The following is a 15,742-nucleotide window of genomic DNA, read 5'->3' on the forward strand; positions in this document are numbered from 1 at the left end:
GTGTCCATGCAAGACGTCGCCTTCATCGGCCTCACGGTGCTCTTCTTCGTCGTGACGGCCCTTCTCGGTGCGGGCGTTGACCGGCTCGGACGGCGCCACGGCGTCGACGCCGACGCGACGCAGCAGGAGGCCGGCCAGTGACCGCCGAGAACGTCGTGGGCCTGATCGTGGCCGTGCTGCTGGTCGGGTACCTGCTCGCGGCCCTGCTCTTCCCGGAGCGGTTCTGATGAGCGCCACCGCGGCGGGCCTGCTGCAGATCGCCCTCCTCCTCGCCCTGCTGGCCGTGGCGTTCCGGCCGCTTGGCGACCACATCGCACGCGTGTTCACGTCGACGCGCCACCTCGCCGTCGAGCGCGCCTTCTACCGGGTCGTCCGGGTGGACCCGGACGCGGACCAGCGCTGGAGCACCTACCTGCTCTCGGTGCTGGGCTTCTCCGCGGTGTCGGTGCTGCTGCTGTACGCGATCCTGCGGCTGCAGGACCTGCTGCCGATGTCGCTCGGCTTCGACGGCATGGCGCCGGACCTCGCCTTCAACACCGCGACGTCGTTCGTCGCGAACACCAACTGGCAGTCGTACGCGGGCGAGTCCACGCTCGGCTACACCGCCCAGATGGCCGGCCTGACGGTGCAGAACTTCCTGTCCGCGGCGGTCGGCCTCGCGGTCGCGATCGCGCTGATCCGCGGGCTGACCCGGAACCGCACCGACCGGCTCGGCAACTTCTGGGTCGACCTCACCCGCGGCGTCGTGCGCGTCCTGCTGCCGATCGCGTTCCTGTTCGCGCTGGTGCTGGTGGCCGGCGGCGTCGTGCAGAACCTGTCCGAGCCGCACGACGTCACGACGCTGGGCGGCGCCGTCCAGTCGCTGATCGGCGGCCCGGTGGCCTCGCAGGAGGTCATCAAGCTGCTCGGCACCAACGGCGGCGGCTTCTTCAACGCGAACTCGGCGCACCCGTTCGAGAACGCGAACGCGCTCACCAACCTGCTCGAGATCTTCCTGCTGCTGGTGATCCCGGTGTCGCTGGCCCGCACCTACGGCGTCATGGTGAAGGACAAGCGGCAGGGCTACGCGGTGCTGGCCGCGATGGCGGTGCTCTGGGGCGCCGCGCTGGTCGCCGTCACGGCCGCCGAGGTCAACCACCCGGGGACGGTGCCGCAGGCGGCCGGCGCGTCGCTGGAGGGCAAGGAGGTCCGCTTCGACGTCTGGGCGTCGGCGCTGTTCGCGAACTCGACAACGGGGACGTCCACCGGCGCGGTCAACTCGATGCACGCCAGCTACACCGGCGCCGGCGGCGGCATGGTCATGCTCAACATGATGCTGGGCGAGGTCTCGCCCGGCGGCGTGGGCAGCGGCCTGTACGGCATGGTCGTCCTGGCCATCCTCGCCGTCTTCCTGGCCGGCCTGATGGTCGGGCGGACGCCGGAGTACCTGGGCAAGAAGATCGGCCGGTACGAGATCTCGCTGGTCGCCCTGTACATCCTGGCGATGCCGTTCGCGCTGCTCATCGGCGCGGCCATCGCGGCGTCGACCGACACGACGAGGTCGTCGCTGCTGAACGACGGGCCGCAGGGGCTGTCGGAGATCCTGTACGCGTTCGCCTCCGGCGCGAACAACAACGGCAGCGCGTTCGCCGGGCTCTCCGCGAACACCGAGTACTACAACACCGCGCTCGGGCTGGCCATGCTCATCGGCCGGTTCACGACGATCGTGCTGGTGCTCGCGCTGGCCGGCGCGCTGGCCCGGCAGCGGCCCACCCCGGTGACCGCCGGGACGCTGCCGACCCACCGTCCGCTGTTCGTGGGCCTGCACTCGGTGACGGTGATCATCGTGGCCGGCCTGACCTTCTTCCCGGCGCTGGCGCTGGGACCGATCGCGGTGGCACTGGCATGACCGTTCTCGAACCCGAAAGGAAGCAGACTGTGACGAGCGTCCAGGCCCCGCCGGCCGCGAGCGCGCCACGGGTCGGCGCCGGTCACTTCGACCCCCGCCAGCTGGTGGCTTCGCTGCCCGACGCGGTCCGCAAGCTCGACCCGCGGCGGATGCTGAAGTCGCCGGTCATGTTCGTGGTCGAGATCGGCGCGGTGTTCACCACCGTGCTGGCGATCACCGACCCGAGCACGTTCTCGTGGTGGATCACGATCTGGCTGTGGATCACCGTGCTCTTCGCCAACCTGGCCGAGGCCGTGGCCGAGGGGCGCGGACGGGCCCAGGCGGCGACGCTGCGGGCCACCAAGCAGGAGACCCCGGCCCGGCGCCTCGTCGACGGCGTCGAGGAGGTGGTCAGCAGCTCCAGCCTGACGCTCGGCGACCTCGTGGTCGTCGAGGCGGGTGAGGTGATCCCCGGCGACGGCGACGTCGTCGAGGGCGTGGCCAGCGTCGACGAGTCGGCCATCACCGGCGAGTCGGCCCCGGTCATCCGCGAGTCCGGCGGCGACCGCAGCGCCGTCACCGGCGGCACGAAGGTGCTGTCCGACCGCATCGTCGTCGAGATCACCGCGAAGCCGGGCGAGAGCTTCGTCGACCGGATGATCGCGATGGTCGAGGGCGCGGCCCGGCAGAAGACGCCGAACGAGATCGCGCTGAACGTGCTGCTGGCCAGCCTGACCATCATCTTCCTGCTGGCGGTCGTGACGCTGCAGCCGTTCGCCGGCTACTCCGGCGGGCTGCAGTCGATGATCGTGCTGGTGGCGCTGCTGGTCTGCCTGATCCCGACGACGATCGGGGCGCTGCTCTCGGCCATCGGCATCGCCGGCATGGACCGGCTGGTGCAGCGCAACGTGCTGGCGATGTCCGGGCGCGCGGTCGAGGCCGCGGGCGACGTCAACGTGCTGCTGCTGGACAAGACCGGCACCATCACGTTCGGCAACCGGCAGGCGGTCGAGCTGCTGCCCGTCTCCGGCGTGGAGGAACTGGCGCTCGCCGACGCGGCCCAGCTGGCCAGCCTCGCCGACCAGACGCCGGAGGGCCGCTCCGTCGTCGTCCTCGCGAAGCAGAAGTACGGGCTGCGCGAACGGCACACCGGCGAGCTGCCGGGCGCGACGTTCGTGGAGTTCACCGCGCAGACCCGGATGTCCGGCGTCGACCTCGCCGACGGCCACCGGGTGCGCAAGGGCGCCGCGGGCGCCGTCCTGGCCTGGGTCCGCGACCACGGCGGCAAGCCGGACCTCGCGGTCGACACCGTGGTCGACGGCGTCGCGGCGGCCGGCGGCACCCCGCTGGTCGTGGCGGAGCTGCGCGACGGCGAGGCCCGCATCCTCGGCGTCATCCACCTCGCCGACGTCGTCAAGCACGGCATGCGCGAGCGGTTCGACGAGCTGCGCGCGATGGGCATCCGCACCGTCATGGTCACCGGCGACAACCCGGTCACGGCCAAGGCGATCGCGGACCAGGCCGGCGTCGACGACTTCCTCGCCGAGGCCAAGCCCGAGGACAAGATGGCGCTGATCAAGCGCGAGCAGGCCGGCGGCCGGCTGGTCGCGATGACCGGCGACGGCACCAACGACGCGCCCGCGCTAGCCCAGGCCGACGTCGGCGTCGCGATGAACACCGGCACGTCGGCGGCCAAAGAAGCCGGCAACATGGTCGACCTCGACTCCGACCCGACGAAGCTGATCGAGATCGTCGAGATCGGCAAGCAGTTGCTCATCACGCGCGGCGCGCTGACGACGTTCTCCATCGCCAACGACGTCGCGAAGTACTTCGCGATCATCCCGGCGATGTTCGCCGTCGTGTACCCGCAGCTGGACACGCTGAACATCATGCGGCTGGCGACGCCGCAGTCGGCGATCCTGTCGGCGGTCGTCTTCAACGCGCTGATCATCGTCGCGCTGATCCCGCTGGCGCTGCGCGGCGTCCGGTACCGGCCGCTGTCCGCCGCGGCGATGCTGCAACGCAACGCGCTGGTGTACGGGCTCGGCGGCATCGTCGTCCCGTTCATCGGCATCAAACTCGTCGACCTGCTGGTGTCGGCGATCCCTGGAATCGGGTGAATCTCCTGTGAATCTGAGTGGACTGTTCCGGCAGAGCTGGGCGGGACTGCGCGTCCTGCTGCTGTTCACCGTGGTCCTCGGCGTGGCCTACCCGCTGGCCGTCACCGGCGTGTCGCAGCTGGCCTTCGGCCACCAGGCCGACGGCTCGCAGGTCACGCACGACGGCGAGGTCGTCGGGTCGTCGCTGATCGGGCAGCCGTTCGACGGCGAGCAGTGGTTCCACCCGCGCCCGTCGGCGGCCGGCGACGGGTACGACACGCTCGCCAGCGGCGGCTCCAACCTCGGCCCCGAGAGCACCGAGCTGCTGGCCACCGTCGAGGAGCGGCGGGCCGCGGTCGCCGAGGAGAACGGCGTCGACCCCGCGGCCGTGCCGCCGGACGCCGTCACCGCGTCGGGCAGCGGGCTGGACCCGCACATCTCCCCGGACTACGCGGGGATCCAGGTCGACCGGGTGGCCGCGGCCCGCGGCCTGGACCCGTCCGAGGTCCAGGAGCTGGTCGACGACCACACCCAGGGTCGGGTGCTCGGCTTCCTGGGCGGCGAGCGGGTCAACGTGCTCGAGCTGAACCTCGCGCTGGAGGAACTCGGCGGCTCATGACACGTGGACGGCTGCGGGTCTACCTCGGCGCCGCCCCCGGCGTCGGGAAGACGTTCGACATGCTCTCGGAGGGGCATCGGCGCCGCTCGCGCGGCACCGACGTCGTCGCCGGGCTGGTCGAGTCGCACGGCCGGCCGCACACGGCCGAGCTGCTCGACGGCATCGAGGTGGTGCCGCGGCGGACGGTGACGTACCGCGGCACCGCGTTCGAGGAGATGGACCTCGGGGCGATCCTGCACCGCCGCCCCGAGGTCGCGCTCGTCGACGAGCTGGCGCACACCAACGTGCCCGGCTTGGTGAACGCGAAGCGCTGGCAGGACGTCGACGACCTGCTGGCCGCCGGCATCGACGTCATCACGACCGTCAACATCCAGCACCTGGAGTCGCTGAACGACGTCGTCGCCTCGATCACCGGCGTGACGCAGCGCGAGACGATCCCGGACGAGGTGGTGCGCCGGGCCGAGCAGATCGAGCTGGTCGACATGTCGCCGGAGGCGCTGCGCCGGCGGCTCGCGCACGGCAACGTCTACGCGGCGGAGAAGGTCGACGCGGCGCTGGCGAACTACTTCCGGGTCGGCAACCTGACGGCGCTGCGCGAACTGGCGCTGCTCTGGCTGGCCGACCGGGTCGACGACGCGCTGGAGAAATACCGCGTCGACGAGGGCATCGAGGCGCCGTGGCACACCCGCGAGCGGGTCGTCGTCGCGCTGACCGGCGGGCCCGAGGGCGAGACGCTGCTGCGCCGCGCCGCCCGCATCGTCAACCGGGGCGCCGGCGGCGAGCTGGTCGCCGTCCACGTGTCCCGCAGCGACGGCCTCAGCGGCGCGCCGCCTGGGGCGCTGGAGAAGCAGCGCGCGCTGGCCGAGACGCTCGGCGGGACGTTCCACCAGGTCGTCGGCGAGGACGTCGCCGAGGCGATCCTCGACTTCGCCCGCGGCGTCAACGCCGCCCTGATCGTCGTCGGCGTGAGCCGCCGGCCGCGCTGGCTGCTGTCCATGCGCGAGGGCGTCGGCGCCCGCGTCGTGCGCGAGTCCGGGCCGATCGACGTCCACGTCGTCACGCACGAGCGGGCCGGTCAGGGCACGCTGCCGCAGCGGGCCGAGGTGCTCGGCCGCAACCGGCGGGTGCTGGCCTGGGTGGCGGCGCTGGTCGGCCCGGTCGCGCTGACGGCCGTGCTGGTGTGGCTGCGCGAGATCCACGAGCTGCCGATCGACATCATGATGTTCCTGTCGCTGACCGTCGGCGTCGCGCTGATCGGCGGGCTGTGGCCGGCGGTGACGGTGGCCGTGGTCGGCAGCCTGCTGCTCAACTGGTTCCTCACGCCGCCGTACTACGAATGGACCATCGCCGACCCGCAGAACGCGTTCGCCCTGCTGGTGTTCCTGCTGGTCGCGGTCGGGGTGGCGTCGGTCGTCGACCTCGCGGCCCGGCGCACGATCCAGGCCTCGCGGGCCGGCTCGGAGGCCGAGACGCTGAGCGCGCTGGCCGGGTCGGTGCTGCGCGGCGAGAACACCGTCCTGGCGATCCTCGAGCGGCTGCGCGAGCGGTTCGGGATGGAGTCGGTGACGCTGCTGGAGCGGCACGACTCGCACGAACGGTGGACGACCATCGAGTGCGCGGGCGGGCGGCCGTGCGCGTCGCCGGAGGAGGGGTCGTCGGAGGTGATGATCTCGGACACGCTGGCGCTCGCGCTGCGCGGGCCCGTGCTCGAGGCCGGCGACCGCCGCATGCTGGAGGCGTTCGCCGCGCACGCCACCGCCGTGCTGGAGCGGGAACGGCTGCGCGAGCGGGCCGAGGAGGCGCGCCGGCTGGAGGAGGGCGACGCCATCCGCACGGCGCTGCTGGCCGCCGTCTCGCACGACCTGCGCACCCCGCTCGCGGCGATCAAGGCCGGCGTCTCGAGCCTGCGCCAGGACGACGTCGTGTTCGACCCCGCCGACCAGGCCGAGCTGCTGGCCACGGTGGGTTCGGCGACGGACTCGCTGGAACGGCTGATCGACAACCTGCTGGATCTGTCCCGGCTGGAGACCGACACCGTCCGCCCGGTCGCGCGGCCGGCGGCGCTGGACGAGGTCGTGCCACGGGCGGTCGCGTCGGTGCCGGCCGGCACGGTCGTGCTGGACGTGCCCGAGTCGCTGCCGCTGCTGACGACCGACGCCGGGCTGCTGGAGCGGGCGCTGGCCAACGTCGTGGAGAACGCGGTGCGCTACTCGCCGGCCGGGGTTCCGGTGACGGTGTCGGCGGCCGTCATCCGGTCGGAGGTCGAGCTGCGCGTCGTCGACCGCGGCCCGGGCATCGGCGAGGCCGGCAAGGCGTCGATGTTCCGGCCGTTCCAGCGGCTCGGCGACAGCACGGCCGGCACGGGCGGATCGGTCGGTCTCGGGCTGGCTGTGGCGCGCGGCTTCGTCGAGGCGCTCGGCGGCACCCTGACGGCCGACGACACCCCGGGCGGCGGACTGACGATGGTGCTGCGGCTGCCGCTGGAGCGTGCCTCGTGACCGGCCCGCGCGTCCTCGTCGTCGACGACGTCCCGGCGCTGACCAGGGCGCTGGCGATCAACCTGAAGGCGCGCGGCTGGGACGTCGTCACCGCCGCCGACGGACGGGGCGCGCTGGAGGCCGCCGCCCGCCGGCACCCCGACGTCGTCGTGCTCGACCTCGGGCTGCCGGACCTGAGCGGCATCGACGTGATCGCCGGGCTGCGCGGCTGGACCAGCGTGCCGATCATCGTGCTGTCGGCGCGGCAGGACTCCGCCGACAAGGTGCGCGCCCTCGACGCCGGCGCCGACGACTACGTCACCAAGCCGTTCGACATGGAGGAGCTGCTGGCCCGGCTGCGCGCCGCCTGGCGCCGCTCGCTGCCCGTCGCCGGCGGTGACGCCGTCGTCACCGCCGGCGAGCTGACCATCGACCTCGCCCGGAAGAAGGTCTCCCGGTCCGGCGCCGACGTCCGCCTGACCCCGACCGAGTGGCACCTGCTGGAGGTGCTGGTCCGCAACGCCGGCACCCTGGTGTCGCGGCAGCAGCTGCTGCGGGAGGTCTGGGGGCCGGCGTACTCGAAGGAGACCGGCTACCTGCGCGTCTACACCGCGCAGCTGCGGCGCAAGCTGGAGCCCGACCCGTCCCACCCGGTGCACCTCATCACCGAGCCGAGCATGGGCTACCGGTTCGAGCCGTGACGCCTTGGCACGGCGGGCGCACCCTTGGCACGCCGGGGTGCACCTGCCGCGCCCGTTTCGTCCCGTTTGTGGAGCACGCCGGCGTGCCAAGGCCGGGCCTGTGGACAGCGAGGCGCACGATGCCCGGGCCTGTGGACAGCGAAACGCACGCATCGGTGAACTCGGGCAGGCTGGGCCGACGTGACCGTACGGATCGGCGTGGCCGGGGTGTGCACCATCGCGGAGCTGCGCGCTCGCGGCATGAGCGCGGGCGCGCAGCGGCACGCCGTCGCGACCGGACGGCTGGTTCGTCTGCGCCGCGGCGTCTACTGCGACGGCGCCGTGTGGCGGGCCAGCGCGCGGCGACCGGCCGACCGGCATGTCGTCGAGGCGTGCGCGGCCTGGCTCGCACTCGGCCGGCGCGGCTGGGCGACGGGGTACTCCGCGGCCGTGATCGCCGGCCTGCCCGTGCCGCACGGCGAGCCGCGGCAGCTCCGGTTCTCGCTGCCCCGGCGCCCGCACGGCCGGCGTGCCTACCCCGGCATGCGGCTGCGCACCGCCGGGGTCGACGAGGCGGACGTGCTGCTGATCAACGGAGTGCCGGTGACGGCGCCCGCCCGCACGGCACTGGACGTCGCCCGCGAACACGGCTTCGCTGCCGGGCTGGTGCTGGCCGACGCCGCGTTGAGGGCGGGCATCGCCACCGCCGAAGAACTGCGCCGCGTCGCCGAGCGCCAGTCCGGCTGGCCGTCCGGCAGCCGCGCGGTGCTCGTCGCCACGCACGCCGACGGCGCCCGCGAGTCGCCCGCGGAATCCGTCTCGTACGCCGGGTTCGTGACCGCCGGGCTCCCGCTGCCGGCCTGCAACGCCTGGATCGTCGGCCATGGCGCCGGCGGAGTGCGGGCCGACTTCCTCTGGCGGCGGCACCGGCTGGTCGGCGAGGTCGACGGGCGGGTGAAGTACGCCGACCCGTTGCGGCCCGACCACGAGAACGTGCTCGTCGACGAGAAGACGCGGCAGTTGCGGATCGAGGAGGCCGGCTACGTCGTCGTCCGCTGGACGGCGGCCGAGGCGATGGCCCGGCCGGAGGTCGTGCGGGCTCGCGTCGTGCGCCAGTCGCGGGTCGCGGCGCGGATGTACGGCGTCCCGCCCGTCGGCTGAGGCGCCGCTAGGCACGCCGGGCAGCACCCTTGGCACGCCGGGGTGCACCTGTCGCGTCCGTTTCATCCCGTTTGTGGAGCGCGCCGGCGTGCCAAGGACGCAACCTCGCACCTGGCGAGCGCGGGATCACCCCATCGCCATAGGATCGGACCCGTTCCCGACCATGGAGTCCGCCATGCCCTCGATCAGCCGCGAGGAGGTCGCGCACCTCGCGCACCTCGCTCGCCTCGACCTCGCCCCCGACGAGCTGGACCATCTGGCCGGCCAGCTCGACCAGATCCTCGGTGCGGTCGCGCAGGTCACCGAGGTCGCGGCCGACGACATCCCGCCGACGTCGCACGCGCTGCCGCTGACCAACGTGTACCGCGCCGACGAGCCGCGTCCGTGCCTGCCCGCCGAGGCCGTCCTGGCCGCCGCGCCCGCCGCCGAGGACGGCCGGTTCCGGGTGCCGCAGATCCTGGGGGAGGAGGCATGAGCGCGCTCACCCGCAAGACCGCCGCCGAGCTGGCCGCCGCCGTCAGGACCGGCGAGGTCAGCGCCGTCGAGGTCACGCAGGCGCACCTCGACCGCATCGCCGCCGTCGACGGCACCGCCGAGGCCGGCGTGCACGCGTTCCTGCACCTCGACGCCGACGGCGCGCTGGCCGCGGCCGCCGCCGTCGACGAGAAGCGCGCGGCCGGCGACGACCTCGGCCCGCTGGCCGGCGTCCCGCTGGCGCTGAAAGACGTCATCGTCACGTCCGACATGCCCACGACCGTCGGCTCGAAGCTGCTCGAGGGCTGGCAGCCGCCGTACGACGCTACCGTCACGCGGCGGCTGCGCGAGGCCGGCATCGTCATCCTCGGCAAGACCAACCTCGACGAGTTCGCCATGGGCTCGTCCACCGAGAACTCCGCGTACGGCGTCACCCGCAACCCGTGGGACCTCACCCGGATCCCGGGCGGCTCCGGCGGCGGGTCGGCCGCGGCGCTGGCCGCTTTCGAGGCGCCGCTGGCCATCGGCACCGACACCGGCGGCTCGATCCGCCAGCCGGCCGCCGTCACCGGCACTGTCGGCGTGAAGCCGACGTACGGCGGGGTCAGCCGCTACGGCCTGGTGGCCTGCGCGTCCAGCCTCGACCAAGCCGGCCCGTGCGCGCGCACGGTGCTCGACGCCGCGCTGCTGCACACCGTCATCGCCGGTCACGACCCCCTCGACTCCACCAGCATCGACCAGCCGGTGCCCGACGTCGTCGCGGCGGCCCGGCGCGGCGCCGAGGGCGACCTCACCGGCCTTCGCGTCGGCGTCGTCAAGGAGCTCGGCGGCGAGGGCTACCAGGCCGGCGTCGAGGCGCGGTTCAACGACGCCGTGGCGCTGCTGTCGAAGCTGGGCGCCGAGGTGGTCGAGGTGTCGTGCCCGCACTTCAAGTACGGGCTGCCCGCCTACTACCTCATCCTGCCCAGCGAGGTCTCGTCGAACCTGGCCCGGTTCGACGCCATGCGCTACGGCCTGCGCGTCGGCGACGACGGCACCCGCAGCGCCGAAGAGGTCATGAGCCTCACCCGCGGCCAGGGCTTCGGCGCCGAGGCCAAGCGGCGCATCATGCTCGGCACGTACGCGCTGTCGTCGGGCTACTACGACGCCTACTACGGCCAGGCGCAGAAGGTCCGCACGCTCATCGCGCGCGACTTCGAGGCCGCGTTCGCGCAGGTCGACGTGCTGGTGTCGCCCACGACGCCGACCACCGCGTTCCCCATCGGCGAGAAGGTCGACGACCCCCTCGCCATGTACATGAACGACCTCTGCACCATCCCGAGCAACCTCGCCGGCAACGCGTCGGCGTCGTTCCCGGCCGGTCTCGCCGACGAAGACGGCCTGCCGGTCGGCCTCCACGTCATGGCGCCGGTCATGGCCGACGACCGCCTGTATCTCGTCGGCGCGGCGGTCGAGGCCGCATACGCCTCGCAATGGGGGGGAACGTTGCTGGAACAGGCACCCGCGTTGGAGGGGATCGCACCGTGAACGTCAAATACCTGGCCAAGTTCGGCGGTTCGGCGCTGGGCGCGGTGGGCGCCGCGCGCAGCCTCACCAAGGCCCGTCGCGAGGGCGACAAGTTGCGCATGATCGACGCCGTCCTCAGCATCCTGTCGGTCGCCATCACCGTCGCGATCGTCGTGCGCGAGATCCGCGAGGCGCAGAACGACGACAAGCCCCTGGTCGAGCTGAAGGACGACGAATGACCGTCACCACGGCGCTGCCCTCGTTCGACGAGGCGATCGCGACGTACGAGCCCGTCATGGGCATGGAGGTGCACGTCGAGCTCGGCACCGCCACGAAGATGTTCTGCGGCTGTGCCACGGCGTTCGGCGGCGAGCCCAACTCGCAGGTCTGCCCGGTCTGCCTGGGTCTGCCCGGGTCGCTGCCGGTGGTCAACCGCACGGCCGTCGAGTCGGCCATCCGCATCGGCCTGGCGCTGAACTGCAGCATCGCCGAGTGGTGCCGGTTCGCCCGGAAGAACTACTTCTACCCGGACATGCCGAAGAACTTCCAGACGTCGCAGTACGACGAGCCCATCGCGTTCGACGGCTGGATGGACGTCACCGTCGACGGCGTCGAATACCGCATCGGCATCGAGCGGGCGCACATGGAGGAGGACACCGGCAAGTCGCTGCACGTCGGCGGCGCCACCGGCCGCATCCACGGCGCGTCGCACTCGCTGCTCGACTACAACCGGTCCGGCATCCCGCTGATCGAGATCGTCACCAAGCCGATCGAGGTGCCGCCTGCCGTCGCGCCCGCCGTCGCGCGGGCGTACGTCACCGAGCTGCGCGAGCTGATCCGCGCGCTCGGGGTCTCCGAGGCGCGCATGGAGCTGGGCCAGCTGCGGTGTGACGCCAACGTGTCGCTGCGGCTGCCCGGTGCCGCGTTCGGCACGCGCACCGAGACGAAGAACGTCAACTCGCTGCGGTCGGTCGAGCGGGCCGTCACGTACGAGATCCGCCGCCAGGCTTCGGTGCTGTCGTCGGGCGGGACGATCGTGCAGGAGACGCGGCACTGGCACGAGGACACCGGCGAGACCACGTCCGGGCGGGTCAAGGAGGAGGCCGAGGACTACCGGTACTTCCCCGAGCCCGACCTCGTCCCCGTCGCGCCGTCCCGCGAGTGGGTCGAGTCGCTGCGTCAGACCCTGCCGGAGCCGCCGTCGGTCCGACGGGCCCGGCTGCAGGCCGAGTGGGGCTTCACCGACCTCGAGATGCGCGACGTCGTCAACGCCGGCGCCCTGTCGCTGGTCGTCGACACCGTCGCCGCGGGCGCGTCGGCCGGCGGGGCGAAGAAGTGGTGGCTCGGCGAGGTCGCCCGGGTCGCCAATGAGCGCGGCGTGGCGTTGGAGGACGCGGGGATCGGCCCGGTCGAGGTCGCGCGGGTCGAGTCGCTGATCGCCGAGGGGTCGCTCAACGACAAGCTGGCCCGTCAGGTGGTCGAGGGCGTGCTGGCCGGCGAGGGCGCCCCTGATGACGTCGTCGCCGCCCGCGGCCTCGCCGTCGTCTCCGACGACTCCGCCCTCGGCGCCGCCGTCGACGACGCCATCGCCGCCCAGCCCGACGTCGCCGACAAGATCCGCGGCGGCAACCTGGGCGCGGTGGGGGCGCTGATCGGCGCCATCATGAAGGCCACCAAGGGCCAGGCCGACGCCAAGCGGGCGCGCGAGCTCATCCTGGAGCGGCTGCAGGGCTGACCGCTCGGGCATCGTCGTGACCTTTCACCGGCCGGCGCCGAGGACCCCCTCGGCACCGGCCGGGCGGCGTGTGCACGTGGTCCGGCCGGTGATCACCGGCCCGGCCGAGTGCTCCGTCGCGTGGGTGTGTCCCCGCCCGGTCAGCCGACGGGGCGGCCGTCGGGGGCGATGTCGATGACGATCTGGTCGCCGTAGGTGCGCCGCTCGGTCCGCGTCACCGTCAGCTCGTCGTCGAGCACGGGGAAGACGTGCACCGGGGTGAGGGTGATCCGGGCGATCTCGTCGCCGCCGCGGAGCCGCTCGATGTCGATCTCGAGGTGGCCGTAGTGCTTGCCGCCCGCCTCCAGCCGTGGGACGACGTCGCCGGCCACCCACTGCTCGGTCTCGCTCTGGTCGGCGGTCCACCGGCTGAACGGGTTGTAGCGCAGTGGCGCGGTGTCGAGCGTCGCGCCCTCACGGCGGACGCCGCGCAGGCCGTCGCCGGCCACACCGACGTCGTAGTAGTGGACGCCGGTGCCGTCGCCGTCCTCGTCGACGAAGCTGCGCTCGAACATCTCGCTGTGCCCGGAGATGACCGCCGCGACGCCGTACCGCTCGAACAGCGGGTGGTAGACCCGCATCGGCGTGCCGCCCTGGCCGGACGTGAGCGCGTGGTTCATCGGCAGGCCGTGCTCGCCGGAGCTGTACGGGACGTGGTGGAACTGGACGACGACGATCTGCCCGGCCGCGCGTGCCTCGGCCAGCTGTCGTTCCGCCCACGTCCACTGGACGCTGCCGGGCCCGAAGTCGGACAGGTCGGTGCCGCCGGCCGCCTCGTACTGCTCGCGGGTGAAGTTCTCCTGTGTGTCGGTGCCCGGCCCGGTGTACTCGCGGCCGGTCAGCTTGTCGTCGGCCGCGTAGTTCACCGCGGCGTCGTCGGGCTGGCCGTTGTTGCTGTCCAGCGTCAGGACGGTGACCGGGCCGTAGTCGACCCGGTAGTAGTTGTCCTGGTGCGCCGGTGTGCCGTTCGCGGGCCCGTCGAAGTAGGCGTGGAACTTCGCCCGCGACCGCACGACCGGGCTCCGGTCGTCGGGCGTGCCGTAGCCGCCGTTGAGCGCGCCGAAGCTCTCCCAGTTGCCGAACGCGGGCAGGATCGGCACCGACGTCAGCAGGTCGCCGCCGTCGCCGGCCGTGCTGCGGAAGAACTCGTCCCAGCCGGGCTGGTAGCCGCCGCCCTGGACGAGGTCGCCGGTGAACAGGACGGCGTCGGGGGAGCGCTGTTCGATGACGGCGAGGTTGCGGCGCAGCCCCTCGTCCTCGGTCAGTGGGTAGCGCAGCACCCGGGTGCCGGACAGGGTCGTCGTCCCGTGCGCCTGGTCCCAGGCCGACCCCGCCTCGGCCGACGGACGGCCGTCGGCGCCCGCGCCGGGCGCCCACTCGCGCTTCTGCACCCGTCCCAGCGGCTCGGTCTCGGAGTCGGACAGCGCGATCAGCCGGATCTGCCGCCAGTCGTCGGCCGTCGGCGCCGTCTCGAACCGGCCGCGGAAGGTCGAGCCGCCCTGCTCGACGGTGTACGTGTAGCGGGTGCCCGGCCGCAGCCCGTCGATCAGCTCGGTGTGCTTGTAGTTGTCGGCGCCGAGCAGCCACGAGCCCGGCTCCAGGCCGGGGATCAGCTGCGCCCGCTCGGCGTCGGTGTAGGCGAGCTCCGGCAGCAGCTCCCCGCCGACCTCGGTGGTCAGGCTGCCGCGGATGCCGGGGCCGCGGACGGTGAGCCGCCCGGGCTCGTCGGTCTCGGTGAACCAGGTGATCCGGATGCCCTCGCTGCTCGGACTCTGCAGGTAGGGCAGGACGCGGAAGTCGTCGGCCGGCCCCGCCCCGCCGGCCGGCGCCACGGCGCCGGCCAGCAGGATCAGGGTGGCGACCCCCGCAGCCGCGAGTCGTCCGCTCTGCCGCATGGTCGCTCCTCTCAGTGCACCAGGGTGACGTCGCCGACGACGATGCGGTGGTCGGAGAACGGCGTGGAGATCACTCGGCCGGACTCCGGGCCGACCACGAAGTGCCGGGTGTCGACGAAAATGTAGTCGATCTTCCGGTTGCTCTCGTACGGCTTGTCGTAGTTGTCGGGCAGCCCCTCCTTGCCCATCGTCCACTCGCCCTGGCGGTGCGGGCACGCCTCGGTGCCGAGGTTGAACCGGCGGATCACCGGCCACCGCACGTCGCGCCCGTCGACCTCCTCGAAGACGCCGTTGCCGCCGCAGCGCCGGTAGAAGAAGTCCAGCGACGGCAGGAACGGCAGCTCGTTGAGGTCGCCCATCAGCGCGACCGGCATCTCCTCGGCCATCGGCGTGATCGCCTCCGCGATGACCTTCGCCTGCGCGTAGTTGATCGACCGCCCGTACAGCGGGTCGTCGGCGATGTCGGGGTCGTTCGGGAACGACGTCTCGTTGATCAGCGGGAGCGGCACCTCGGTGTGCGTGACGCAGGCACGGACCGCGGTGGCGCCCGGGATGGCGACGTCGCCGCAGACCAGCTTCCGGAACCGCTGCCGGTAGTGGTAGCCGAGGTCGAGGTACGGGGTGTCGCCGAACATGACCTGCTCGGACTCGTACTTGCTGAACAGGCCCATCACGTACCAGCCGCCGGGGTTGACGACCGGGTCGTAGCAGTTCGGGATGTCGTAGTTCGTGACGACGACGTGCTCGGTCAGGTTCTCATATCCGGGCTGCGCCTTCAGCTGGTCGCGCATCGCGACCCACTGCGTGTAGCACATCTCGTTCAGCCCGACGATCTCCGCCTGCTGCTCGACGACCTTGCTCACCGCGTCGGTGACGGGCGCGCCGGTGTCGCCGCCGTTGAACCCGTTGCCGGCGAAGTTGAAGTCGAGCATGCGGACGTTGGTCTCCTGCCGCGCCGTGGTCGTCGCCGGCGTGGTCGTCGCCAGCGCGGCCGGCGTCTCCGCGGCGGTGGCCGCGAGCGGTGCGACCAGGGCTGCGCAGGCGGTTGCCGCCAGCGCTACGAGCGTGATCCTCACTCCGCCTCCAGGGTCTGGATTCCTGTCTAGACCGGTATTTTGGCGGGGAGCGTAACAGGGCGTGGCGGAGTTGACCAGAAGGGTCGCGACGGGGTGAGTCCGGCGGTCGCGGCG

Annotated in this window: 14 protein-coding genes; 12 read left to right on the forward strand and 2 right to left on the reverse strand. The window is 72.6% G+C overall.

Translation table 11 applies throughout. The features are described 5' to 3' along the window. The first annotated feature begins 6 nt into the window (after positions 1–6). From BLU82_RS35910 to gatB, 12 genes are all read left to right on the forward strand, one after another. Positions 7–141, forward strand: a complete 135-nt coding sequence (locus BLU82_RS35910; protein ID WP_255367101.1) for a hypothetical protein — start codon at positions 7–9, stop codon at positions 139–141. Then, positions 138–227, forward strand: a complete 90-nt coding sequence (kdpF, locus tag BLU82_RS04620) for a K(+)-transporting ATPase subunit F (protein WP_046768830.1) — start codon at positions 138–140, stop codon at positions 225–227. The genes BLU82_RS35910 and kdpF overlap by 4 nt, the downstream gene beginning before the upstream one ends. Next, entirely contained in the window at positions 227–1,888 is a 1,662-nt protein-coding gene (gene kdpA, locus BLU82_RS04625; RefSeq protein WP_092616233.1) for a potassium-transporting ATPase subunit KdpA, read from the forward strand. Before kdpF ends, kdpA begins: the two co-directional genes overlap by 1 nt. Beyond that, positions 1,885–3,987 (forward strand): potassium-transporting ATPase subunit KdpB, encoded by a 2,103-nt coding sequence (gene kdpB, locus BLU82_RS04630; protein WP_092616235.1) that lies wholly within the window; start codon positions 1,885–1,887, stop codon positions 3,985–3,987. Before kdpA ends, kdpB begins: the two co-directional genes overlap by 4 nt. A 7-nt stretch (positions 3,988–3,994) precedes the next feature. Continuing rightward, positions 3,995–4,585, forward strand: a complete 591-nt coding sequence (kdpC, locus tag BLU82_RS04635) for a potassium-transporting ATPase subunit KdpC (RefSeq protein ID WP_092616237.1) — start codon at positions 3,995–3,997, stop codon at positions 4,583–4,585. Continuing rightward, on the forward strand, positions 4,582–7,083 hold the full coding sequence (locus BLU82_RS04640; RefSeq protein ID WP_092616239.1) for a DUF4118 domain-containing protein: 2,502 nt from the start codon (positions 4,582–4,584) through the stop codon (positions 7,081–7,083). Before kdpC ends, BLU82_RS04640 begins: the two co-directional genes overlap by 4 nt. Then, positions 7,080–7,763: a response regulator gene (locus BLU82_RS04645; RefSeq protein WP_092616242.1), complete on the forward strand. Its 684-nt coding sequence runs from the start codon at positions 7,080–7,082 to the stop codon at positions 7,761–7,763. The genes BLU82_RS04640 and BLU82_RS04645 overlap by 4 nt, the downstream gene beginning before the upstream one ends. Before the next feature lie 180 nt (positions 7,764–7,943). Continuing rightward, positions 7,944–8,903, forward strand: a complete 960-nt coding sequence (locus tag BLU82_RS04650; protein ID WP_092616245.1) for a type IV toxin-antitoxin system AbiEi family antitoxin domain-containing protein — start codon at positions 7,944–7,946, stop codon at positions 8,901–8,903. A 175-nt stretch (positions 8,904–9,078) separates the two neighbouring features. Beyond that, positions 9,079–9,378 (forward strand): Asp-tRNA(Asn)/Glu-tRNA(Gln) amidotransferase subunit GatC, encoded by a 300-nt coding sequence (gene gatC, locus BLU82_RS04655; RefSeq protein ID WP_092625441.1) that lies wholly within the window; start codon positions 9,079–9,081, stop codon positions 9,376–9,378. Continuing rightward, positions 9,375–10,904 carry an Asp-tRNA(Asn)/Glu-tRNA(Gln) amidotransferase subunit GatA gene (gatA, locus tag BLU82_RS04660; RefSeq protein WP_092616248.1) on the forward strand — a complete coding sequence of 510 codons (1,530 nt, stop codon included), beginning with the start codon at positions 9,375–9,377 and terminating at the stop codon, positions 10,902–10,904. Before gatC ends, gatA begins: the two co-directional genes overlap by 4 nt. Further along, positions 10,901–11,122 (forward strand): hypothetical protein, encoded by a 222-nt coding sequence (locus BLU82_RS04665; protein WP_069114652.1) that lies wholly within the window; start codon positions 10,901–10,903, stop codon positions 11,120–11,122. Before gatA ends, BLU82_RS04665 begins: the two co-directional genes overlap by 4 nt. Beyond that, positions 11,119–12,618 (forward strand): Asp-tRNA(Asn)/Glu-tRNA(Gln) amidotransferase subunit GatB, encoded by a 1,500-nt coding sequence (gene gatB, locus BLU82_RS04670; protein WP_092616251.1) that lies wholly within the window; start codon positions 11,119–11,121, stop codon positions 12,616–12,618. The genes BLU82_RS04665 and gatB overlap by 4 nt, the downstream gene beginning before the upstream one ends. Before the next feature lie 140 nt (positions 12,619–12,758). On the opposite strand, the gene BLU82_RS04675 is transcribed toward gatB, so the two are convergent. Both BLU82_RS04675 and BLU82_RS04680 read right to left on the reverse strand, forming a co-directional pair. After that, complete coding sequence (locus tag BLU82_RS04675; RefSeq protein ID WP_092616254.1) at positions 12,759–14,552, reverse strand: metallophosphoesterase; 1,794 nt, start codon at positions 14,550–14,552, stop codon at positions 12,759–12,761. Between the two features lie 11 nt (positions 14,553–14,563). Beyond that, positions 14,564–15,628, reverse strand: a complete 1,065-nt coding sequence (locus BLU82_RS04680; RefSeq protein ID WP_092616257.1) for an endonuclease/exonuclease/phosphatase family protein — start codon at positions 15,626–15,628, stop codon at positions 14,564–14,566. Positions 15,629–15,742: the final 114 nt, after the last annotated feature.

The organism is Jiangella sp. DSM 45060 (genome assembly GCF_900105175.1).
GTDB lineage: Bacteria > Actinomycetota > Actinomycetes > Jiangellales > Jiangellaceae > Jiangella.